The following is a 22,625-nucleotide window of genomic DNA, read 5'->3' on the forward strand; positions in this document are numbered from 1 at the left end:
AATAGGTAAAAAAAATCTTTTGTAATTAAAATAATCAAAATGTTACCTCAGAATTTAAATAAGGTTTAATACGATTTTTATTTTCTTTTTTTATGTTGTACGTATAAGTAGGGCGACCGGTCTTCTTATAATCCAGTTCCACCGATACCATTTCAATATCAGCCAGAAACTTCAAATATTTGCGCATGGAAACACGAGATATACCCACCAGTGCAGCAAGTGTTTCCGTAGAAAATTTTTCTTTCGTTTTCACCTCAGTAAAAATTCCTTCAACTACACTGCAAAGTGTTTCTTTTGTTAGTCCTTTTGGGAGTTGTGTGGATGAGTCTATCGTGAATTTATTTTGATGCAGCAGCTGTTCATCAAGTTCTTCCTGATCAAACTTATCGTGTCGAATTATTATTTCGTGCTCATTTTTATATTTTTTTAAAGCATCATTAAATCGATCAAATTCAAATGGCTTTATTAAATAGTCCACTGACCCAAGTCTTAGTGCAGATTTAACACTTTGGATATCGCTTGCAGCCGATATGACAATGACATCTATGCTTTTATCTTCTTTCCTTATTTCCATTAAAAGCTCTATTCCGTTTTTTTCTGGCATAAATAAATCCAACAGGATTAAATCCACTTGATTTTTTTCAAGAAACGACTCTGCTTCTTTCGTATCCTGAACAATTCCTTCACAGGAGAACCCCTTAACAAAACCCAAATAATTTTTATTAATTTCCGCAACCATCGGATCATCTTCAACGATTAATACTTTAATCACGCCGATTCCTCCTTTTCCTGATATGGAATTTCTACTGTAAACATCGTGTACTCTTCATTACTAAAAAGGTTAATATTTCCACCTAATTTTTCTATATTTTTTCTAACTAAAAATAGTCCGAAACCACGATTTTCACCCTTAGTGGAAAATCCTTTCGAAAACATATTCACTTGTACTTCTGCAGGAATTCCGCCTTTGTTATCCTGAACAGAAAATGAAAACTTCTTGTTATCATATCCGATTCTCACTTCAATCTCTTTTTGATTGTGATCCTGTACTGCTTCCATTGCATTATCAATTAGATTTCCGATGATTGTAATAATTTTATCCATGATTTCAGAATCACTTGGTAGAGGTAACACGGAATCGCCACATATGTTTAGCTTCACCCCCTGTTCTCGAGCATAGCTCATTTTACTTAATAGAAAGCCTGCCAAGATGGGATCTTTAACGAGACTTGATATGGAACCAACTTCCATTTGATATTTATCCGTGATCTCATGAATGTAAGCTTGCAGTTTTTTATATTCACCAATATTGACCATCCCTAAAATTACATGTAATTTATTCATAAATTCATGAGACTTTACACGGAGTGCATCAGCATATTTTTTCACCCCTGAAAGTTGTTCAGCAAGCTGTTTTAATTCTGTTTTATCACGGAAAGTTGCAATTGCGCCGACAATCTGCCCATCCACTCTAACTGGAAGTCGATTTACAACAATAGTCATCCCATTTAAATCTCTTTCCTGATCATAAGCTTCTTTTCCATATTCTAAAACATCAATTAAGCGGGAAAACTCCATATATTCATCAACCTTATGGCCAATCGGATTACCGTCAATACCTGCTCTTTCAAAAATCCGAACAGCTTCAGCGTTTGCTATCACAATATAACCCTCCTGATTAATGGCTACTATACCTTCGCGAACGGATTCAAGCATCGCATTCCGTTCTTGCCACAGGTTTGCAATTTCAGGGGGTTCCAGGCCAAATAAAATTTTCTTGATCCTTCCAGCTAAAAGAACCCCTCCAAGTACCCCCAGCACTATCCCTAATCCAACTCCGGTGTATATTATTTTGTTACTGTTTTGTACAACCTCATTCACTTTATCCAGCATTATCCCAACCGCTACCACACCGACCTGATTCCCATCAGTTGTAAAAACCGGCTCAAACCAACGCATTGACATACCCAGTGTCCCTTTGGCAATTGAACTATAGCTTTTTCCATTTAATGCTCTTTGTTCATCCCCTCCTACAAAATGATTGCCAATTTTCCATTCGTCAGGATGTGATTTTCGAATCCCATTCATATCGAAAACAACAATATAACGAACATTGGTCAATTGACGAGTTTCCAGTGCAAATTCCTGAATATCATCCTCTTTTTGCTTATCCTGTAATCCTTTAATTACTAACGGTGAGTGACTGACCATACGTGCAATATTCCTCGTCTTTTCGGCTAATTCATTTTTCGTTTGCCCGGTAAGTTCTCTGCTGATTAGAAAACCCGTTACCGAAAAAGCAAGAATAACCACTGTACATACAAACAAAATAATAATTACTTGCAAACTTAACCCCTTGTGTTTTAACCTCATGTACTATCCTCTCCACCTAACATTTTGGATATTGTATCCAAAATGTTCAATAATAAAAAATCCATTTATATGGGTTTTTTCGACTTACTTTAGTTACAAAATTATTTTTTTACCTACAAAAACTATGAAGATTGTTTTAAAAATTATAACATATTAGAAAATAATATGGGAGGTGCATTTTTAGAAATCTTCAAATAATAATTTGATAGTTTCCGTTTTAACCAATTATTGTAGAGTTAATTTAAAGCCTTAAAGGAGTGTGATAAAAAATAATCAACTTAACTTCCACATATTTAAATCTATCTTTGAATTTTGAAAGCGGTTACTATTTTTATTTCGTTATTTCGCTTATCAATCTGTAAAATACTCACTCAATAACTTTTTTTAAAGGGGGAAGTAAGATGCATAAGTTTAAAAAGGGATTTCTAACCTTTCTATTATTAATGGTAGCTATTATTATCTCAGCATGTGGTAATTCTGAAACAGCTTCATCATCTGAAAATGGCAATAGCAATGAAATTCAGGAAATGACAATCAAAATTTCGCACGTGGTTGCGGAAAATACTCCAAAACACCAAGCATCTTTGGCAATGGCCGAATATATAGAAGAAAATTCCAATGGTAAAATCACTGTACAGGTGTATCCAAATGGACAGTTATTCGATGATAAAACAGAAGTCAAAAACCTTAGAGCAAATAACGTTCAATTCATTATTCCTGACATGTCCAAAATGGTTGGTATGAATCCGGCTTTTAATATCCCAGCCCTTCCATTTATATTTGACTCTAACGAAGAAGCCTACGCTTTTTGGGATGGAGAAACTGGACAAAAAATCCTCCAGAGCCTTGAAAGCGAGGGTATAATTGGATTAAGAATGTGGCCAAATGGTCCGAAACATATCACAAATACTGTACGTCCAATTACAGGTCCTGAAGATCTTGAAGGTCTGAAAATTCGTGTGCAGGGTGGACAAGTACTGGCAGAAATTTTCAAAACTGTTGGAGCTGGTCCGCTACAACTTCCATTCGGTCAATTGTACACTGCGCTTGAACAAGGAACTGTAGACGGTCAAGTCAACACTTACAGTAATATTTCAACTAAAAAACTGGGTGATGTACAAAAGTATATAACCACTAACTGGGGAGCAGCCAGAGTTGACTATGCATTATTAACGAATAAAAAGTTCTGGAACAGTATGAATGAAGCAACAAAAGAAGTCGTAAAAGCCGGTATCGACCATGGAACAAAGCAAGCCCGCACCTTAGCAGAAGAACTTAATTCAGAGGCTTTGAAGACAATTAAAGAGCGAGGGAAAATGGAAATTCATGAGCTGACTACCGAAGAACGGGAAACTTTAAAGGAAGCATTGCAACCTGTATATGACAAATTTGCTGACGAAATAGGTAAGGATGTTATAAAAGCAGCCAAAAATGCAGGAAAATAAAACACAACTAACCAGAGGTAAAAGCCGTTGTTAACGCAGCGGTTTTTACTTCGATTAAAAACAACAGAGGAGTTTGTATATGCCAAAATACAAAATAGCTGTGATTCCAGGGGATGGAATTGGTAAAGAAGTAGTACCGGCAGCACTTGATGTTCTACATACAATTGGTGAAGTACATGGCAACCTATCTTTTGAATTCACAGAATTCCCCTGGAATTGTGATTACTATATTACACATGGAAAAATGTTACCTGATGATGGAATAGAAACATTAAAAGGGTTTGACGGCATTTTTCTTGGAGCAATTGGAAACCCTAAACTGGTTCCTGATCATATTTCATTATGGGGGCTATTACTAAAAATACGCCGTTCATTTGAGCAATCAATTAATCTTCGACCAGCAAAATATTTCAAGGGATTAAGATCTCCCCTATCCAACCCGAACGATTTTAATTTAGTTGTTGTTAGAGAGAACAGTGAAGGTGAATATAGTGAAATAGGCGGTCGTATTCATAAAAATGAAGATGAAATAGCCGTACAAAACGCTGTTTTCACCCGAAAAAAGAGTGAACAAGCTATACGCTATGCCTTCGAACTGGCTAAGAACAGACACGGACACGTAACCAGCGCAACAAAATCGAACGGTATCTTTCATTCAATGCCATTCTGGGATTCTATCTTTAATGACATTAAAGAAAATTATCCCGACATAAAAACTTCCTCCACTCATATAGATGCACTATCTGCTTTTCTGGTCACACAACCAGAAAAATCAGATGTAATTGTAGCCAGTAATTTATTCGGTGATATTTTAACCGACATTGGTGGAGCCATAATGGGTAGTATAGGTATTGCGCCAGCTGCCAACATTAATTTGACTGGCGAATATCCATCTATGTTTGAACCTGTCCATGGTTCAGCTCCTGATATTTACGGCAAAGGAATTGCCAATCCCATCGGTCAAATATGGACTGCCAAAATGATGTTGGATCATTTTGGACAAAGAGAATTGGGACAACAATTATTGGATGTGATTGAAGATGTCACTGGTGACAACATCAAAACCAGTGATATTGGTGGAAAGGCGACCACTAAAGAAGTAACTAGTGAAATATGCAAAAGGTTAAAAGCTCTTTAAAAAATAATTAAGGGGGAAACATTCTTTGGAAAAGAAGATATATCGCATAGCGGTAATCCCAGGAGATGGTATAGGTATTGAGGTGGTAAACGAAGGAATTCGGGTACTGGAACATTTAGCAAAACAATCCGAAGAAAAATTTGCTTTTGAATATGATTATTTTCCTTGGGGATGTGAATATTATTTAAAATATGGAAAAATGATGGATGAAGATGGGGTTGAGAAACTTAAAGACTATGATGCGATTTACTTTGGGGCAGTTGGTTACCCTGGTGTGCCTGATCACATCAGTTTATGGGGGTTACGAATAGCTATTTGCCAGGGGTTAGACCAGTGGGCAAACATTCGTCCTGTGGAGTTTCTACCTGGAGTGCCAAAAAGATTAAATCACCCGGATATAGATTCATTGAATTGGGTTTTAATCAGAGAAAATTCAGAAGGTGAATACTCTGGTATTGGAGGTCGGAACTTCTCCAGCCGTGGTGACGGCAAAGAAGTAGCTGTTCAATCTTCCTTGTTTACTGAACATGGCTGTGAACGAATTATACGCTATGCATTTGACATGGCGCGTACACGTAAGAGAAAGAAAGTTACGAGTGTAACAAAAAGTAACGCTCAACAATATGGAATGGTGCTCTGGGATGAAGTATTCGACCGGGTTAGCAAAGAATATCCGGATGTAGAAACAGATCAATGGCTGGTAGACGCAATGGCTGCACAATTTGTGCTGCATCCAGAAGAATTGGAAGTAGTAGTTGCATCTAATCTTTTTGCAGATATTTTATCAGATTTGGGCAGCGCCTTATCTGGAAGTCTGGGAATTGCGGCAAGTGCAAACATCAACCCTGAGGGGCATACTCCAAGTATGTTTGAATCGGTTCATGGATCAGCCCCGGATATTGCGGGAAAAGGTATCGCAAATCCAATAGGTACTATAGGCAGCGCTGCGCTTATGCTCGAACATTTTGGATTGAAGGACGAGGCAAAACAAGTTAATGATGCAATTAAAGAAACTACAAATCAAGGTATCCTAACACGGGATATTGGAGGCACAGCTGATACCAAAGACATTACAAACGCAATCATCAACAGTCTTTCGAGCGTCTACAACAAGGCATAAATTGAATGGCTGTAATCGCTATTGATTACAGCCATTTAATCAGGGTAAATGAACAGGGGTGATTTTTTGAATATTATCATTGCAATAGACTCTTTATATGGAGGCCATTCAACTGTGGAATGTGCAGGTGAAGTATCAAAATGTATAAATAATGCAGATGAAAATACAAAAATTATTTCAGTTACCTTCCCTATCCCTTTTAATTCCAGCCAACATGTTGCCGTTTAAAGCAGCAGAAACTGTTTTAGCAAACATATCTGTTAGTTTTTCATCGGTTTTTAATTCATTAACATATCCAGCTAAAGCAGAACATGCTAAGTGATTATCAATGGAGCGACGCAGAACTATACTCCCTTTATTAAGCAGAGCAACCTGCAAAAAAAAAGACCAAGACACCAATTATTGTGCCTTGATCTAAATAAACTTTAAACATAAACCTTCTTCTCTTTCGCCAAATCCTGCGCAACCCCGATAATCCAATCTTCCTGGCCGCCAACTGCTCCCATTTCAGCAACTTTCGTTAAGATATCACGTGGATCCACTCCATACTCTTTGCCGGCTCTTTCGGCGAACAGCAAGAAACTGGAATAGACTCCTGTATACCCCATTGTTAAGCTTAAATTATCAATTTGAACAGGGCGTTCCATAATTGGCTTGATGACGTTTTCTGCGGCATCCATTGATTTATACAAATCAACACCATGCTGGATTTCCAATTTGTTCAATACAGCAACCAATTGCTCTGTCGCGGTATTTCCGGCGCCTGCACCCATTCCGGCTAAGCTTGAGTCAATACGATTTGCACCCTCTTCATACGCTGCAATCGAGTTGGCCACACCCAGGGATAGGTTATTATGTCCATGGAAACCAATTTCTGTACCCAGATTTTCTTTAAACAGGGAGATTCTGCGGCGTGTATCGTCCATTGTAAGAGCCCCCGCTGAGTCTACCACGTAAATCGTTTTTGCTCCATACGACTCCATCTTTTTCGCTTCTTCCAATAGATTTTCAGGGGAAGTACGATGTGACATCATCAGGAATCCAACCGTTTCCATTCCCAATTCATTGGCAGTTTTGATGTGCTGCTCAGATACGTCTGCTTCCGTACAATGTGTTGCAACACGGACAACCTGTGCCCCCCATTCATGCGCATCTTTCAGGTGTTCAATTGTACCAACTCCAGGTAACAACAGTACGCTAACTTTAGCATTTTTTGCATTGTTTACTGCAGTTGTAATAATGTCTTTTTCCGTCTCTTTGGAAAAACCAAATTGAATGGAACTTCCGCCCAGGCCATCACCATGTGTTGCTTCAATAATATCTGCACCTGATTCATCTATTAATCTGGTAATTTCAGCGATTTGATCCATGGAATACTGATGGCGGATCGCATGCATCCCATCACGTAACGTTACATCATTTATGGTTACTTTGCCTTTACTCATTGAACTGTCTCTCCCTTCAACAGACTTTCTGCGATAACTTCTCCGGTTTTGGTAGCAGCGGACGTGATGATATCCAGGTTTCCTGCATATTTTGGCAGGAAGTCACCGTTCCCTTCCACTTCCACGGATACTGTTACAACGTTTCCTTTCACAACCGGATCTGCTTTATAGCGATAACCTTTTACATATCCTTGTACCGTTTCAAGCATGGATTCCAATGATTTGAAAATTTCTTCTTTGTGTTCTTCAGCATTGCCAGCTGTTTTCACGTGAATTGTATTTCGCATCAAAATTGGAGGGTCTGCCGGATTAAGCGTAATAATCGCTTTTGATTCTTTCGCTCCGCCCACTTCCCGTAATGCATCAGCTGTCGTTTCGGTAAATTCATCAATATTCTGCCGTGTACCCGGTCCGGCACTTTTACTGGAAATAGATGCTACAATCTCGGCATAATCGACCTCAACCACATCAGAAATCGCCTTTACCATAGGGATTGTTGCCTGGCCGCCACACGTAACCATGTTTACATTGTCCAGGTGTGGAATTTCATCCTCCTTCAAGTTGACAGCAGGTACGAGAAAAGGTCCCACTGCAGCAGGGGTCAAATCGATTGCTTTTTTACCCATTTCTTTTAAAATCGGGGCATTGTGCGCATGAGCTTTTGCCGAAGTAGCTTCATAGATGATGTCGGCAAGTTCCGGATTTTCTTTCAATCCATCAATCCCGTGATCAATTGCTTCTACTCCGTTTTCACGTGCGCGCTGCAATCCTTTTGACTCCGGATCGATACCGATTAATGCTGAAACCTCGAGTTTGTCACTACGCAGCAGCTTATACATTAGGTCTGTTCCAATGTTTCCTGAACCGATAATGGCACATTTAACTTTCTTCTGAGACATGTTCATTTCTCCTTTTATTTCGATTTTTTCCTTCACAGCAATATTCACAGGCTTCTTCCAAATGACCCTTCAATAATTCCTGAGCCGTACCAACTTCCCTATCCATTAACATTTTCACAATACTGGAATGGTGGGCAATAATCTGTTTTTGATTGGAAACACTGGCTTCACTGGTAATATCAATCAGAGTCCGGAACAATTCCTGTAATGAGGACCAGAGCTGAATCAATGTATTGTTTGTTGTCATTTTTACAAGCAGACCATGGAACGCAAGATCAATTTCAATATCCCTTTCTCCGTTTTCATGGGCTTCCCACATTTGATCAATATACAGGAAAAGCAAATCCTTGTTTTTTTCAAGCGCTTCCTCGGATATTTGCGTTAACGCATGGTTTTCCAAAAGAATACGGCTGTTGTACAAATCCTTAATTTCCTTTACATCAAAACCTTTTACAACCGTACGGCCATTGGAGTGTTTTTCAACCAGATTTTCCGATTCCAGCTTGGTAATCGCTTCCCTCACCGGGCCGCGACTGACATTAAGCTCTTTTGACAATGTCGCCTCAACCAGATAATCCCCTTTGGAATAGCTCCCCAGAATGATCTCTTTTCGCAAATGATCAAGTACCTGATTGAATATATTCTTTTTCACTACCCTCATGGCTAATCCCCTCTTAAATATTCTGAAAAGTTAACAGTTAACTTATTTTTAGTATAGGGAACGCTTTCAGGAATGTCAAGAATATACGCACATTTATCGAAGAACTTTATTTGACCTAATTCGGGTCGACCTATCACTATTGAATTTTTAGAAAACTTGGTTGTCACCAAGCCTTTGGGTGACAGCCATAGTTGCACTTATGCAGTAAGAAAGAATTTTATACTTTCTTAACTGCCAAACGAAAAACTCCTTCCACATGCGAGAAAGAGTCTTTCATTAATAGCTTTATTTAACTGCTGGCGATTTCACAAATGGTGTGCCACGTTTAAAGTACGTGTCCGGCAGTGGCGCACCATAGTGGATGATTGCTTGTTCCACTTCATCCTCTTCCCATCTTACCGGCTTCCAATCCGGGTCGAAGATGAGATAACCGGAATCACCAAATAACTCGATACGATTGCCGCCTGGTTCGAAAACATACATGCACATTGCCTGAGATACCCCATGTTTTAACGGACCTGCTTCGATTGGAATGTTATTTTCCGTTAAAATTTCTGACAGATCATGTAAATGCTGCGGGAAGCCATACCAGAATGCAACATGATGCAATCGTCCCAATCCTTGCTCAGATGTCGACTGATCTCCCATGAAAGCAATCTCGTGTACCAGTGGACTGACACTTAACCATGATCCGATTTCCGATCCATCATTTTTGACGACGTGCTCTCTTAGTTTGAATCCAAGATCATCCATCATAAAATTCTTGTTTGCGGTTACATTGCTGGACATCAGGTTAATATGGTCGATACGACGCACCGGCACTCCTTTGATCGGACGCTTTTGCGGGCGATTTTTCAGCAATGTGATCTCACTATCAGGCGCCTGATAATAATCCACATCCCACAATATTTCCATATTGTGATTGTCCGGGGTAACAAACTGGTATGCTGCGCCATGTCCAAGATCGCCATCAATCCAGCCTTTTCCGGCACCGGATTTTTCAAGGTCTTTCACGCGTCGTTCTAACGCATTTTTCGAGCTTGCCCGCCAGCTTACATGACCCAGTCCCGGCTCATTTCTTTCTGTTACTTTCAATGAATGATGATAGAAATCCTCATACGAACGAAGGTAAACAGACTGTCCTTCCCGCTCCACTTCAGTCATCCCCAGAATTTCTTTAAAAAACCACAGTGTTCCATCCGGATCCGGTGTAAACATCTCCACATGGGCCAGTTGGGCAACATCAAACCTTTTTAATTCTTCAAGCATGTAAAATTCCTCCCCTTGAATTTTTATTTGACAACGCTTTCACTGTCTGTAAAAAATATAATGTGAGTAAAACACTTGTAAATCACTTCTTAACTTATATTTTATAGTTATAATTCAGTAAATAAAACGCAGAGTTCCTCTATACGCAACATTTCGAAACTTTTTTAAGAAAAATTTACTGGGTGAAAAGTGCTAGATAAATAATGTAAAAATGTGCCAGGAAATTCTTACAAAAGAATTCCCGGCACTACTCCTTACTTGCCTAAATCCTTAGCACTTTTCCCGCCAACAGACCAGTGCGTTTTTGGCACTTCGCTGACTATCACACGCACATTTTGCTTTGGTGCATCCAATGTTTCACTTACGGTGTCTGCTACATTTGCCATAAGGGCGTCAATCTTTTCCTGTGGTCTGCCCTCCAAAACCTGAATATTAATCAATGGCATGTTAATCGCTCCTTCCGATCTATTTTACAAAGAAAGAAATATCTCCAAGTCCGCCATATTTAGCACTTACGTAATCTCCCGACGATAACCGTACCGCCGTGGTGATGCCACCTGTTAAAATCGGCTGGCCGGCTTTTACTTTTTCTCCCTTTTCACTTAACATGTTTGCCAGTCTCGCAACGGAATTCGCCGGATGCCCAAGCACAGCTGCACCTGCACCCAAATTCCGAATCTCACCATTAATAGAAAGGGTCACGCCGACTACATCCAAATCCAACGCATCCGGCCGTTTCAGATTTGTTCCAAAAACCGCTCCAGCTGCAGAAGTGTTATCTGCAACGACATCCGGCAAGGTGAAATTAAAGTTTTCATAACGGCTGTCGATAATTTCAATCGCCGGGAAAACATATTCCGTGGATCTTAGTACATCAAGTGGAGTCACATTAGGTCCTTCCAGATCCCGTGATAAAATAAATCCAATCTCCGGCTCCACTTTCGGATGGATGTAATCATCGATTGAGATGGAATCTCCTTCATTAACAACCATATTATCAAATACATAGCCATAAATCGGGTTATCCACGTTCATCTGTTTCATCTTGGCTTCACTGGTAATCCCCATTTTGGGACCAATAATTTTATGGCCCGCTTCCAGCTTTTGATTAATGACTTCTTCCTGCACCAAATACCCTTCCTCAATCGTCAATTCCGGGTATAATTCTGCTGTTATCTTCGTGATTTCTCTTTTTTCCTTTTCCGCATTATGTGTATAATCGGCAAGCTCTTTAATTAGATTTTTGTCCATGGTTTTCCTCCCGATACATTCTTTTAACCGTTTCTTTTCATTTGGTTGGATTGCGTTATAACAAGCGAACTTCGCCTGAAACGTGCGAACCTTGCATCAAAACGCGCGAACTTCGGCCGAAACGTGCGAAATCTGCATCAAAACGTGCGAACTCCAGCCGAAACATGCGAACCTTACTTCAAATCGTGCGAAATCCGGCCGAAACGTGCGAAGTCCCATCCAAAAAGTCAAGTCCTTATCTATGTGTAAAAGTCCAATACAAGTTTTCAACCTTATGATGGTATTTATGTGAATTTGATGTGGTGGGAAGGGCCCTTCCCACCACATCAAATTTTCGCGCGCTGGAATCCTCTTCAACTTTTGTTTCGAATAAACCTTTTTTTATTCTTTTGTTGCCCTTCATAATCCATTAGTACTGCGCCAATTAGGCGGAAGGCGGATTGTGTATTCGGAAATATACGAATGACTCTTTCCCGCCTTCTAACTTCTTCATTTAGGCGTTCCAATGAATTCGTGCTGCGTATGAACGTATGATATTTCTCTTCTTCATTGAGATACTGAATGGCATCATCGAAGCCTTCTTCCAATGTCTTAAGTGCTTGATTTAGCTTTGGATCTTCTTCGTAACGCGTGACGAACTCCTCCTTGAAGTTTCTTGCGTCATCTGGTGTAACGGCTTTAAAAATCCGTTTTAACCCCGTGATTACCTCTGACATACCCTTCTTTGGCAGTTGATCCACAATATTTCGTTTAAAATGAACGGTGCAGCGTTGCCATGAGGTTCCGAGGAATTCCTCCTGTATTGCTTTTTTGAGCCCTTTATGGGCATCTGAAATCATAAGTCTTGGTGAATGCAGCCCCCGGCCTTTCAGCTCTTTTAAAAAGCTTTTCCAAGCTTCGTAACTTTCGGTATGGTCAACTTTTAATCCGAGCACTTCCCGTTGGTTATCCTCGCTTATCGCTGTCGCAATGTAGACAGCTTTGGATACAACCTTACGATGCTCGCGAACTTTGATATACATGGCATCCACAAAAATGTACGGATAATAGGTGTTTGCCAAATTTCGATTCGCCCATTTATTGACGATAGGGTCTAGTTTCTCTGTAAGCGATGATACAAAGGACTTGGATACGCTCTCTCCACACAATTCTTCTACTACATTTCGAACCTTGCGTGTGGAGACCCCGTTCACCACCATTTCAAGCAGGGCAAGGACGAAAGCCTGGTCACAGCGTTGATACTTTTCAAAAATACTTGGTGAAAACTCACCGCTGCGAGTCCGTGGAACCCGTAACTTGATCTTTCCAATACTCATCAAATATTCTCTTTCATAATAGCCGTTTCGATAATCACGTGAACTACCAGTACGGGCGTATGGCGGAACATCCAAAAATTCATCCCGTTCCTTTTCCATATACTCATTCAGAATTAATACAGCTGTTGATTTATAGATAGCGTTCATATTGGAGTTCATAATCTCATCTTTTAACTTGTCCATGTTTAGGTTAAAATGTAGTTGGGTCATCATTAATTCCTCCTTATGTTTTTGTGGTTGAAAACATTGTATCATAGGAATTAATATGGCCTTTTCTTATTTCGCTTTTACACAATTATACGGACTTAACCATCCAAAACAACCGAAGATCCCGCCACTCATGAATAAAATTTTCACCAAGCTTTGAAATAACCTCATCTATTCAGTAAACGTTACGCTTACTTCACCCAGTTCAGCAAATTTCGCATAAAAATGATCGCCGGGCTCTGCCTCGATTGCTGCTGATAGAGCACCTGACAAAATAACTTCTCCTGCTTTAAGCGTAATATCGTATTTGGCTAGTTTATTTGCAAGCCAGGCCACACATTTCGCTGGATCGCCCAATGCCGCAGCACCGACACCAGTGTTTTGCAATTGATCGTTTTTATAAACGGCCATGCCGATTTGCTTCAAATCAATATCGGTCACTTTTTTCGGATTATCTCCCAGTAAATACAGACCTGATGAAGCATTATCGGCTATCGTATCCGGCAGGGTAATCTTCCAGTCTTTGATTCTGCTGTCGACAATCTCAAGTGCCGGAACTACCACATCAGTTGCCTGCAGCACATCAAGTGACGTAACATCCGGTCCGACCAGATCATCTTTTAAAATAAAAGCAAGTTCGCCTTCCACTTTAGGCTGCAGAACTTTATTGGCTGGAATTTCTCCCCTGTTGGAAACTTTCATATCATCAGTTAAATGTCCGTAATCCGGTTCGCCGACACCCAACATGTCCTGCATCGCTTTTGATGTCAGGCCAATTTTCTTTCCGGTGATTTTCCTTCCGCCTTCAACACTTTCCTGGATTGTCTGCAATTGAACATAATATGCCTCATCAATGGTAAGGTCAGGATCCACCGCAGTCAGCGGTTGAACCCCTTCCCCATTCTCCCAGGCACTTGCCAGATGTTTGGCATGACTTTCAATTTTCGATTTATTTTCTGTTACCATAAATAGCCTCCTACAGTTTCAGTGTGACGTTCGTCAATTCGGAGTAGAAGTCAAAGCTGTGCGCTCCGCCTTCACGGCCAAGACCACTTTGCTTCATGCCGCCGAATGGTGTACGCAGGTCACGCAAGAACCAAGTGTTTACCCAAACCATACCTGCTTCAATTTGCGCGGATACGCGTGCTGCACGTTTCACATCACTGGTCCAAACGCTGGCACTCAGTCCATATGGTGTATCATTTACTTCCTCAAGAACTTCTTCTTCTGTATCAAATGGCGCAACGGTTACAACCGGTCCGAAAATTTCTTCGCGGACACATCTGGAATCTTTGTCAAGGTCAGTAATAATCGTTGGCTCAACAAAATAACCTTTGTCAGCATCAACTGCATTACCGCCGAGCAGGAAGTTGCCGCCTTCTTCTTTGGCAATATCCAAATACTTGAGCACTTTGTTGTAATGTTCTTCACTGACAAGTGCACCAACGTTTGTATTCGGATCAAACGGATCACCGACTTTCATTTCTTTTGCTCTTGCTGTGAATTTCTTCAGAAACTCATCGTAAATAGAGCGTTCCACATAGATTCGTGCCCCGCACAAGCACACTTCACCCTGGTTAATGAAGCTTGATTTTATAGTAGTTTCAATTGTTTCATCCAGATCTGCGTCAGCAAAAATAACGTTCGGATTTTTACCGCCAAGTTCAAATGACAGTTTTTTCAATGTTGGTGCTGCCGCCTGCATGATAGCAGTTCCAGTAACCGTTTCACCGGTAAAGGCAATTGCATCGACATCTTCATGGGATGACAGTGCAGCACCGGTATCACCAAAACCATGCACCATATTAACAACACCATCCGGTACACCGGCATCGGAACAAATTTGTGCCAGTACCGTTGCTGTCATTGGCGTTACTTCCGATGGCTTCATAACAGCTGTATTTCCTGCTGCCAGTGCCGGTGCCAATTTCCATGTCATCAGGAACAATGGCAGGTTCCATGGATTAATGAGTCCAACTACACCAACCGGCTTACGAACCGCATAGTGAATAGCGATATCATCCTGCTGGTAAGACTCAGTCCCAACTGTTGTCATATAGTCAGCAAAGAAATAGAAGTTATTTGCTGCCCGGTCAATATCCACACTATTGGAAAGCCACAGTGGTTTACCGGTATCCAATGTTTCCAATGTTGCCAACTCTTCTTGTCTTTCTTTAATCAAATCCCCGATTTTACGAAGAATGTTGGAGCGTTTTTTCAAGGGCATTTTTCCCCATTCGCCATTATAAGCTTTTCGTGCTGCCTTTACCGCCTGATCAACATCATCTGCGCTGCCGATCTGAACGTTTCCCAGCACTTCTTTTGTAGCAGGATTCGGGTTTTCAAAAGTTTTTCCATCACCTGACTGCACATATTTACCATTAATGTAATGGTTGCAATCAATTGGCTTTACGTTCGGTTTATTTTCAGTTGCTTGCATGAAAAATTCCTCCTTATAATTAGTTGGAAATGTAAAGATCATTTCCATTATTTAATTCCTTTGAAAGTTGTTTGATTAATCTTGCATCTTCAGTATACGACTGGGTAAAAAATAAAAAAAGGAAGCAGTTCCTCTATGCGGAACAAATACTAAAAAAATTTAATTTTTTATTGTATACTTGTTAAGTAAGCGACACCAATCATTGGTAAAACAACAATTCATTATAATTACAACAATTCCCGTATAGGGAACATTATGAATAGGGGAGGAAGCACCATGGCAAAAAAGAAAGGAGAACCACAGCTTCTTTCATCGGTAACAAATGCATTACGTATTTTAAAAAGTTTTTCCACGTTTGAGTCGACCAAAAAAGTCGGGGAACTCGCTGAATCATTGGGTCTGGCAAAAAGTACCGTCAGCAGACTACTGGCCACCCTAGCAAGCGAGGGATTCGTCAAAAAAGACGAAAAGACAAATGGTTACAGTCTCGGGTTGTCTGTATTGACGCTTGGCGGAATTGTGATCAACAATCTGGAAATTCACAGCGAAGCCGCTCCGGTACTTAATAAATTGGTGAACGATACCGGAGAAACCGCCCATTTATCGATTCTGGACGGGCTGGATAACATTTATATCCATAAAGAGGAATGTACTCACCCAGTTCGGATCCTAACCCATGTCGGCAGACGAAACCCCGCGTATTGCACCAGTTCCGGAAAAGTTCTCCTTGCGTTTGATGATGGAAACACTGTTGAAGAGATCATTGATCAAGGGCTGGTCGCCTATACAGAAAACAGCATCACCGATCCGGACAAATTGCGGAATGAGCTTGAAACGATTCATGACCAGGGCTATGCTGTCAGCACTGAGGAATTGACAGAAGGAACTAGATCTGTCGCTGCCCCCATCCGAGACTATACCGGAAAAGTCGTCAGCGCTATTACAGTTGTTGGACCCATTCAGCGCATGGCTGACAATAAAATTCGCGATATTGCCAAAAAGGTCAAAGAAGCCGGAAATGAAGCATCGGAACGACTGGGCTATGACAAGCGATATTTTAAGCGGTTTGAACAGATGAATCTGTAAATATTAGTCGACATACCCGGGTGGTGCCTGTACCGCCCGGAGATTAGTAAAAAACCTTCCCCAACTTCGCAGTCAGAGAAGGTTTTTTCACCCTTTTATCTTTATTCATCCAAAACGGTCTTGGCAATATTTCCATCCAATTCCTCAAACTCATCCAATGAAATCGTGTCATACAATTCCTGGCGTGTCTGCATGTCGGAAAGTCCTTCTTTTTGGGTACCTTCTTCCATAATAAGCTGAAAAATCCGTTCATATGCCTTTGCAGCCACCCTTAAGGATGTAACCGGATAGATTACCATACCGAATCCCATATCCTGAAATTCCTGTGCGGTAAAGTACGGGGTCTTGCCAAATTCCGTCATATTCGCGAGTAATGGTACATCCAGCTTTCCTGCAAATAAACGAAATTCCTCTTCCGTTTGCAATGCTTCCGGGAAGATTGCGTCCGCACCTGCTTCCACGTAAAAATTAGCCCGCTCAATTGCCGAATCCATCCCTTCAACTGCTTTGGCATCTGTTCGCGCCACAACAACTAGAGATGGTGCCACTTCCTTGATTGCTCTGATCTTTTGCGCCAGTTCTTCTTTTGCAACAAGCTGTTTTCCATTTAAATGACCGCACTTTTTTGGGAGCTTTTGATCCTCTATTTGAACGGCGGCCACCTTTGCCTCGACCATTTCAGCAGCAGTACGTGCAACGTTCAGTACACCGCCGAATCCGGTGTCAATATCAACAAGCACCGGCAGATTGACAGCCCGGACTAATCCCCTGGCACGATCAGCCATCTCGGTGGAAGTAATCATGCCGAGATCAGGCAGCCCAACGCTTGCTGTGTAGGCACCACCTGACAGATATAGAGATGAAAAACCTGCCTTTTTAGCCACAAGTGCAGCCATTTCATCATGTGCGCCGGGAATTTGTAAAATATCTTTCTTTTCGATTAGTTCCTTAAACTGTTTTGCTAATTCTTCCTGTGTTGACGACTGGTTGACAATCCACGGCATCTGTTGTTCCTCCTTCTAATGTACAAATAACGCCACAAATTCGTTTACGTTCATTGAGATTAATCTTTCGTAATCAAAACTGATTTCTTGAATCACCTGCAGTTGTTTTTTTGCAAATTTGGTAGCGAGGTTATTCGTGTATTTCTGTCGTATTTGCGGTATTGCTTCCTCCCTGCGGAACCGGTGCCCCAATGGATATTCGCAAATGATGTTTTCGGTGGCAGTTCCGTCTTCAAAGTGGACTTGCACCGCATTCGCAATGGAACGTTTTTCAGGGTCAAGATAATCTTCGGTGTATGCTTCATTTTCTTTTAAAACCATTTTATCACGTAACACATCGATGACCGGATCAGCAGCCGCTTCATCTTCATAATCCTCTGCCGTTATGCCGCCTTTTAAAAGTCCCACCGCGGTAATGTACTGAATGCAATGATCCCGGTCCGCCGGGTTATGAAGAGTTCCTTTTTTATCGATGATCCTGACGGCAGATTCATGTGTCGTAATCGTTATCTGAACAATTTCATTCAGGCGGTCTTTAACTTCAGGATAAAGCTGTATTGCTGCTTCTGCTGCTGTCTGTGCATGAAATTCCGCCGGATAGGATACTTTAAATAATACATTTTCCATGACATAACTATCAAGCGGTTGGCTAAGCACAAGCTCCTGTTTGTTAAATAAAACATCCTGAAATCCCCAGCCAGGTGCACTTAAAGCAGTCTCGTAGCCCATTTCTCCATTAACAGCCATCAACGCCAGCCGAACACCTCTGCTGGTCGCGTCCCCTGCTGCCCACGATTTTCGCGAACCGGTATTCGGTGCATGCCGATACGTACGTAAACTGGAATTATCAATCCAAGCGTTGGACAACGCATTAATAATTTCTTCACGCCCGCCTCCGAGCATTTTTGTAACCACAGCTGTAGTGGCGACTTTTACATACAAAACATGGTCAAGCCCAACACGGTTGAGACTGTTCTCCAGAGCAAGAATCCCCTGAATTTCATGGGCTTTGATCATCATTTCCAGAACTTCTTGCATCTGTACAGGGTCTTCTCCCTTGCTGAGACGTTCCTGACTGACATAATCCGCCACTGCCAAAATACCGCCAAGATTATCGGACGGATGCCCCCATTCAGCGGCAAGCCATGTATCATTATAATCGAGCCAGCGAATGATGGCCCCAATATTGAATGCCCCCTGAACAGGATCAAGCACATAGGAAGTCCCCGGTACCCGAGCCCCGTTTGGAACAATCGTGCCTGGCACAACCGGCCCTAACAGCTTTGTACATTCCGGATAGTTCAAGGACAGAATACCGCATCCCAGTGTATCAATCAACACATGATGAGCGGTCGAGAAAGCCTCTTCACTGGTTATTTCCTTATTTAACACATAATCGGCAATTTCCTCCAAAATTTCGTCAACAGCCTTTTGTTCCTTCAATTTTTCCATCATCAACTTCCTTTCTATTGTCTATCGTCCAGCAAATACTGGACTTCTGCAAGTCCTTTATCAATCAATAAATCGAGCCAATTCTCACAAATTCCGCTCACCTATGTATTTCACCCTTGGCCTGAACAGGCGATTGTTTTCATGCTGTTCAATAATGTGTGCACATAGTCCAGCCGTTCTGGAACTGAAAAAGATTGGTGTGTATAACGGAATAGGAATCCCAAGCATCCAATAGACAGGAGCAGCATAATAATCGAGATTCGGATATAGTCCTTTTTCCTGCGCCATAACAGTTTCCCCTGCTTCACACATATCAAGCAATTGCGAATCACCTTTGCGCTCGCATAGCTGTTTCAAAGACTCTTTCATGATCGCAGCCCTCGGGTCCATTTTCTTCATATAGACACGATGCCCGAACCCCATAATCTTTTCTTTGCGTTGCATTTTATCCTCAAGTAATGTCACAAATTGATCAACTGAGCCTGCTTCATTTAACATACACATCACCGCTTCATTGGCACCGCCATGCAAACTTCCTTTCAACGATGCGACTGCACCGGTCAGTGCTCCGTACATATCTGATTGTGTCGAAGCAATCACTCTCGATGTAAACGTGGAATTGGGCATTTCGTGTTCACTATATAATAGAAGCAATCGGTCAAAAATTTCTGCTTCCAATTCCGTTGGTTTTTCACCCGTAATCATGTACAAAAAGTTTGAGCTATACGGTAATAACGGATCCGGATCAATCGGGTTTTCATTATTTATTATCCGGTAGCTGTTCACGGTTACAGCCGGTAATTTTCCCAATAAGTCATATGCCCGATGTTTATTCGCCTCAAGCGAACGGTCATCCAGCGCCAAGTCAAACCCGGCCAAAGCGGATATGGCTGTCCGCTGACCATCCATCGGGTGCGTTTCTTTGGGAAGTAATTTGAGCACATCCATAATCGTAGCAGGAAGCTGATAGTTCCCCTTTAATTTCTCTTCAAGAGCTTGTCGCTCAGCCTTTGACGGCAATGTGCCCTCAAGCAGCAGATAAACCACATCGGTATACGTTTTTCTTGTTGACAGATCAATCAAATCATAACCCCTGATAATGATTTTTTCCAGTTCCGTATCCAAAAGGGAAATTCCCGTTTCAGAAGCGATAACACCTTCCAACCCCGGAACAAACGCATCCTTTGTTTTCATCATGAAACCTCCATCCCATTCCTTTTATGATGACCTTCGTGATTGTATTGCTCATTCTATAAGTCTATTATACGTTTGAAATGGAAATCAGAAAAATATATAATTTTAATCATCAACCATAGTTTTTTTCAATACCAGAAAATATGCACAGGAGGTTATCCATGAAACTGCAGGATTGGAAAATGCTTGATGCGTTGTATGCCACCGGGAACATCACACAGGCATCGAAACGTCTCTTTCTTTCACAGCCAACACTTACATCAAGGATCAGAAGCCTTGAGGATTATTACGGGGTAAAACTTATCATCAGAAAGCAAAGAGGAATTACTTTTACACCCGAGGGGGAAGTGCTCGCGCGCCATGCCAAAAAAATGCTCCATGAACAGATAAACATTGAAGAAAAACTGAACAACATGAAAGAACAAGTTGCCGGCACGCTAAGAGTCGGGGTTTCCAATTTCTTTGCGCTGAATAAAATGCCGAAACTGCTGCGGCTTTTTAAGCAAACCTATCCGAACGTGGAGTTCCAGGTGGTGACCGGCTGGAGCAGTGAAATGTACCGGCGGATTTTAAATCATGATGTCCATATCAGCTTTATCAAAGGGAATTATAGCTGGAAAGACAACAAAGAACTGCTCTATGAGGAAGAAATATGCATTGCGTCACCATGGGATTTTACATGGGAAACGCTACCGGATTTTCCCCGCATTGATTATAATACGGATGAAAAAATGCGGCATATCGTCGATAATTGGTGGTATAACAACTATAAACAACATCCCAACATAAACATACAGGTCAATCAGGTCGAAACCTGTAAAGAAATGATTGTTAACGGTCTTGGCTATGCCATTTTGGCCAACCTTGTTGTGCGACCACATCCTGAATTGGTGACCAAACCGCTGCATTATCCTTCAGGTGAGACCATCACGCGAAAAACCTGGATGTATTATCACGAAGATTCGCTGCAGATGAATCTTGTCCATGCGTTTGTGAAATTTATCCGGGAACTGGATGTGAAAGGATTGTAATACCAGTAAATATAATGTAACAAAAATCGGATGGTGTCAGGCACCACCCGATTTTTACAATTACTTGGAAAGAACTTTACTCACTTTTTCAATCGCCCAGTCAAGGTCCTCTTTTTCAATAACCAATGGCGGTGCAAAACGAATTGTGTTTTCGTGTGTTTCTTTACACAACACGCCTTCTTCCTTCAGTGCTTCACAATATTTGCGGACCGGATGATTAAATTCAACTCCGATAAACAGTCCGCGAACACGAATTTCCTTCAATTCCGGATTGTCAATCTTGCTCAATGCTTTTTCAAAGTATTCACCAAGTTCCAGTGAACGTTCAACCAACTTTTCCTCTTCAATTACATCAAGCGCAGCCATTGACACAGCACATGCCAGTGGGTTTCCACCGAATGTTGAACCATGTGAACCCGGTGTGAAAACATCCATAATATCTTTGTTGGCAGCAATTGCTGATACCGGCATGACGCCGCCGCCTAGAGCTTTACCCATCACAAAAATATCCGGAGTGACTCCTTCCCATTCGCATGCAAACATTTTACCGGTACGTGCAAAACCAGTTTGCACCTCATCAGCAATGAACAATACATTATTTTCATCACAGATTTTACGGATTTCTTTTAAATATCCTTCTGGCGGAATGATAATGCCTGCTTCACCCTGGATTGGCTCTACAATTATAGCAGCAGTGTTTGGTGTGATTGCCTTACGGATTGCATCAGCATCTCCGTATTCCACTTTGTTAATGTTTGGTACAAATGGACCGTAATCCTTAGTAGCACCGGGATCATCGGATAAAGAAATTGCGTTTAACGTCCGGCCATGGAAGTTTCCTCTCGCAGCGATGATTTCTGCTTTGTTATCTTCCACTCCTTTTACTTCATATGCCCACCGGCGTGCAGCTTTAATACTTGTCTCGACAGCTTCCACACCAGTGTTCATAGGCAGCACTTTATCTTTTCCGGTTATTTCTGCAACTCGTTTGGTCCATGGTCCGAGCAATTCATTATGGAACGCACGGGATGTCAACGTTACTTTGTCCGCCTGATCTTTCAGCGCACCAATAATTTTCGGATGACGATGGCCCTGGTTTACAGCAGAATAAGCACTCAACATATCCATGTATTTATTGCCTTCAGGATCTTTCACCCATACACCTTCCGCTTCTGCAACGACTATCGGCAGCGGATGATAATTATGCGCACCATAATGCTCTGTCTGTTCAATAATTTCTTTAGACGATGCCATGAAAAACTCCTCCTTGTAAATCTGATTGGAGCAGAATGCT

21 protein-coding genes are annotated in these 22,625 nt (G+C 41.4%); 5 read left to right on the top strand and 16 right to left on the bottom strand.

The genetic code is table 11. The annotated features are described in order from the left end of the window. Positions 1–34 precede the first annotated feature (34 nt). Together HUX68_RS08835 and dcuS are read right to left on the bottom strand one after the other, a co-directional pair. The gene (locus HUX68_RS08835; RefSeq protein WP_174614480.1) at positions 35–772 is read right to left on the bottom strand and encodes a response regulator; all 738 of its coding nucleotides are present in this window, start codon (positions 770–772) and stop codon (positions 35–37) included. Further along, the gene (gene dcuS, locus HUX68_RS08840) at positions 769–2,373 is read right to left on the bottom strand and encodes a DcuS/MalK family sensor histidine kinase (RefSeq protein ID WP_174614481.1); all 1,605 of its coding nucleotides are present in this window, start codon (positions 2,371–2,373) and stop codon (positions 769–771) included. The genes HUX68_RS08835 and dcuS overlap by 4 nt, the downstream gene beginning before the upstream one ends. A 401-nt stretch (positions 2,374–2,774) precedes the next feature. Between dcuS and HUX68_RS08845 the strand changes: the two genes are divergently transcribed. From HUX68_RS08845 to HUX68_RS08855, 3 genes are all read left to right on the top strand, one after another. Further along, positions 2,775–3,818: a DctP family TRAP transporter solute-binding subunit gene (locus HUX68_RS08845; protein ID WP_174614482.1), complete on the top strand. Its 1,044-nt coding sequence runs from the start codon at positions 2,775–2,777 to the stop codon at positions 3,816–3,818. Between the two features lie 79 nt (positions 3,819–3,897). Continuing rightward, positions 3,898–4,956, top strand: coding sequence for a tartrate dehydrogenase (locus tag HUX68_RS08850; RefSeq protein WP_174614483.1), 1,059 nt, complete (start codon positions 3,898–3,900; stop codon positions 4,954–4,956). 25 nt (positions 4,957–4,981) lie between these two features. Next, positions 4,982–6,076: a tartrate dehydrogenase gene (locus HUX68_RS08855; RefSeq protein WP_174614484.1), complete on the top strand. Its 1,095-nt coding sequence runs from the start codon at positions 4,982–4,984 to the stop codon at positions 6,074–6,076. A gap of 177 nt (positions 6,077–6,253) precedes the next feature. On the opposite strand, the gene HUX68_RS08860 is transcribed toward HUX68_RS08855, so the two are convergent. The 10 genes from HUX68_RS08860 to HUX68_RS08905 form a co-directional block, all read right to left on the bottom strand. Then, positions 6,254–6,472 (bottom strand): hypothetical protein, encoded by a 219-nt coding sequence (locus HUX68_RS08860; RefSeq protein ID WP_174614485.1) that lies wholly within the window; start codon positions 6,470–6,472, stop codon positions 6,254–6,256. Between the two features lie 29 nt (positions 6,473–6,501). Next, complete coding sequence (gene dmpG, locus HUX68_RS08865; protein WP_174614486.1) at positions 6,502–7,521, bottom strand: 4-hydroxy-2-oxovalerate aldolase; 1,020 nt, start codon at positions 7,519–7,521, stop codon at positions 6,502–6,504. After that, positions 7,518–8,420: an acetaldehyde dehydrogenase (acetylating) gene (locus tag HUX68_RS08870; protein ID WP_174614487.1), complete on the bottom strand. Its 903-nt coding sequence runs from the start codon at positions 8,418–8,420 to the stop codon at positions 7,518–7,520. Before HUX68_RS08870 ends, dmpG begins: the two co-directional genes overlap by 4 nt. Continuing rightward, positions 8,401–9,081 (bottom strand): GntR family transcriptional regulator, encoded by a 681-nt coding sequence (locus HUX68_RS08875; RefSeq protein ID WP_174614488.1) that lies wholly within the window; start codon positions 9,079–9,081, stop codon positions 8,401–8,403. The genes HUX68_RS08870 and HUX68_RS08875 overlap by 20 nt, the downstream gene beginning before the upstream one ends. Positions 9,082–9,366: 285 nt before the next feature. Beyond that, positions 9,367–10,350, bottom strand: a complete 984-nt coding sequence (locus HUX68_RS08880; RefSeq protein WP_174614489.1) for a catechol 2,3-dioxygenase — start codon at positions 10,348–10,350, stop codon at positions 9,367–9,369. A 254-nt stretch (positions 10,351–10,604) separates the two neighbouring features. Then, a complete protein-coding gene (locus HUX68_RS08885) occupies positions 10,605–10,796 on the bottom strand; it encodes a 4-oxalocrotonate tautomerase (RefSeq protein WP_174614490.1) in 192 nt (63 codons plus the stop codon). Between the two features lie 19 nt (positions 10,797–10,815). Continuing rightward, a complete protein-coding gene (locus HUX68_RS08890; RefSeq protein WP_174614491.1) occupies positions 10,816–11,601 on the bottom strand; it encodes a 2-keto-4-pentenoate hydratase in 786 nt (261 codons plus the stop codon). Positions 11,602–11,954: 353 nt separating this feature from the next. Next, entirely contained in the window at positions 11,955–13,127 is a 1,173-nt protein-coding gene (locus tag HUX68_RS08895; protein ID WP_174616299.1) for an IS256 family transposase, read from the bottom strand. Between the two features lie 168 nt (positions 13,128–13,295). Beyond that, positions 13,296–14,090: a 2-keto-4-pentenoate hydratase gene (locus tag HUX68_RS08900; protein WP_174614492.1), complete on the bottom strand. Its 795-nt coding sequence runs from the start codon at positions 14,088–14,090 to the stop codon at positions 13,296–13,298. 10 nt (positions 14,091–14,100) lie between these two features. After that, positions 14,101–15,564, bottom strand: coding sequence for an aldehyde dehydrogenase (locus HUX68_RS08905; RefSeq protein ID WP_174614493.1), 1,464 nt, complete (start codon positions 15,562–15,564; stop codon positions 14,101–14,103). A gap of 276 nt (positions 15,565–15,840) precedes the next feature. On the opposite strand from HUX68_RS08905, the gene HUX68_RS08910 reads away from it, so the two are divergent. Further along, a complete protein-coding gene (locus tag HUX68_RS08910) occupies positions 15,841–16,650 on the top strand; it encodes an IclR family transcriptional regulator (RefSeq protein ID WP_174614494.1) in 810 nt (269 codons plus the stop codon). Positions 16,651–16,751: 101 nt separating this feature from the next. On the opposite strand, the gene prpB is transcribed toward HUX68_RS08910, so the two are convergent. The 3 genes from prpB to mmgD form a co-directional block, all read right to left on the bottom strand. Beyond that, on the bottom strand, positions 16,752–17,654 hold the full coding sequence (gene prpB, locus HUX68_RS08915) for a methylisocitrate lyase (RefSeq protein ID WP_174614495.1): 903 nt from the start codon (positions 17,652–17,654) through the stop codon (positions 16,752–16,754). Between the two features lie 15 nt (positions 17,655–17,669). Beyond that, entirely contained in the window at positions 17,670–19,106 is a 1,437-nt protein-coding gene (locus tag HUX68_RS08920; protein WP_174614496.1) for a bifunctional 2-methylcitrate dehydratase/aconitate hydratase, read from the bottom strand. A gap of 84 nt (positions 19,107–19,190) precedes the next feature. Continuing rightward, a complete protein-coding gene (gene mmgD, locus HUX68_RS08925; RefSeq protein ID WP_174614497.1) occupies positions 19,191–20,303 on the bottom strand; it encodes a citrate synthase in 1,113 nt (370 codons plus the stop codon). Between the two features lie 158 nt (positions 20,304–20,461). Between mmgD and HUX68_RS08930 the strand changes: the two genes are divergently transcribed. Further along, on the top strand, positions 20,462–21,331 hold the full coding sequence (locus HUX68_RS08930; protein WP_174614498.1) for a LysR family transcriptional regulator: 870 nt from the start codon (positions 20,462–20,464) through the stop codon (positions 21,329–21,331). Between the two features lie 60 nt (positions 21,332–21,391). Here the strand turns inward: HUX68_RS08930 and HUX68_RS08935 are convergent, their stop codons facing one another. After that, positions 21,392–22,585 (bottom strand): ornithine--oxo-acid transaminase, encoded by a 1,194-nt coding sequence (locus tag HUX68_RS08935; protein WP_174614499.1) that lies wholly within the window; start codon positions 22,583–22,585, stop codon positions 21,392–21,394. Positions 22,586–22,625 lie beyond the last annotated feature (40 nt).

The sequence above is a fragment of the Virgibacillus ihumii genome (genome assembly GCF_902726655.1).
In the GTDB taxonomy this organism is placed as follows: Bacteria; Bacillota; Bacilli; order Bacillales; family Amphibacillaceae; genus Lentibacillus; species Lentibacillus ihumii.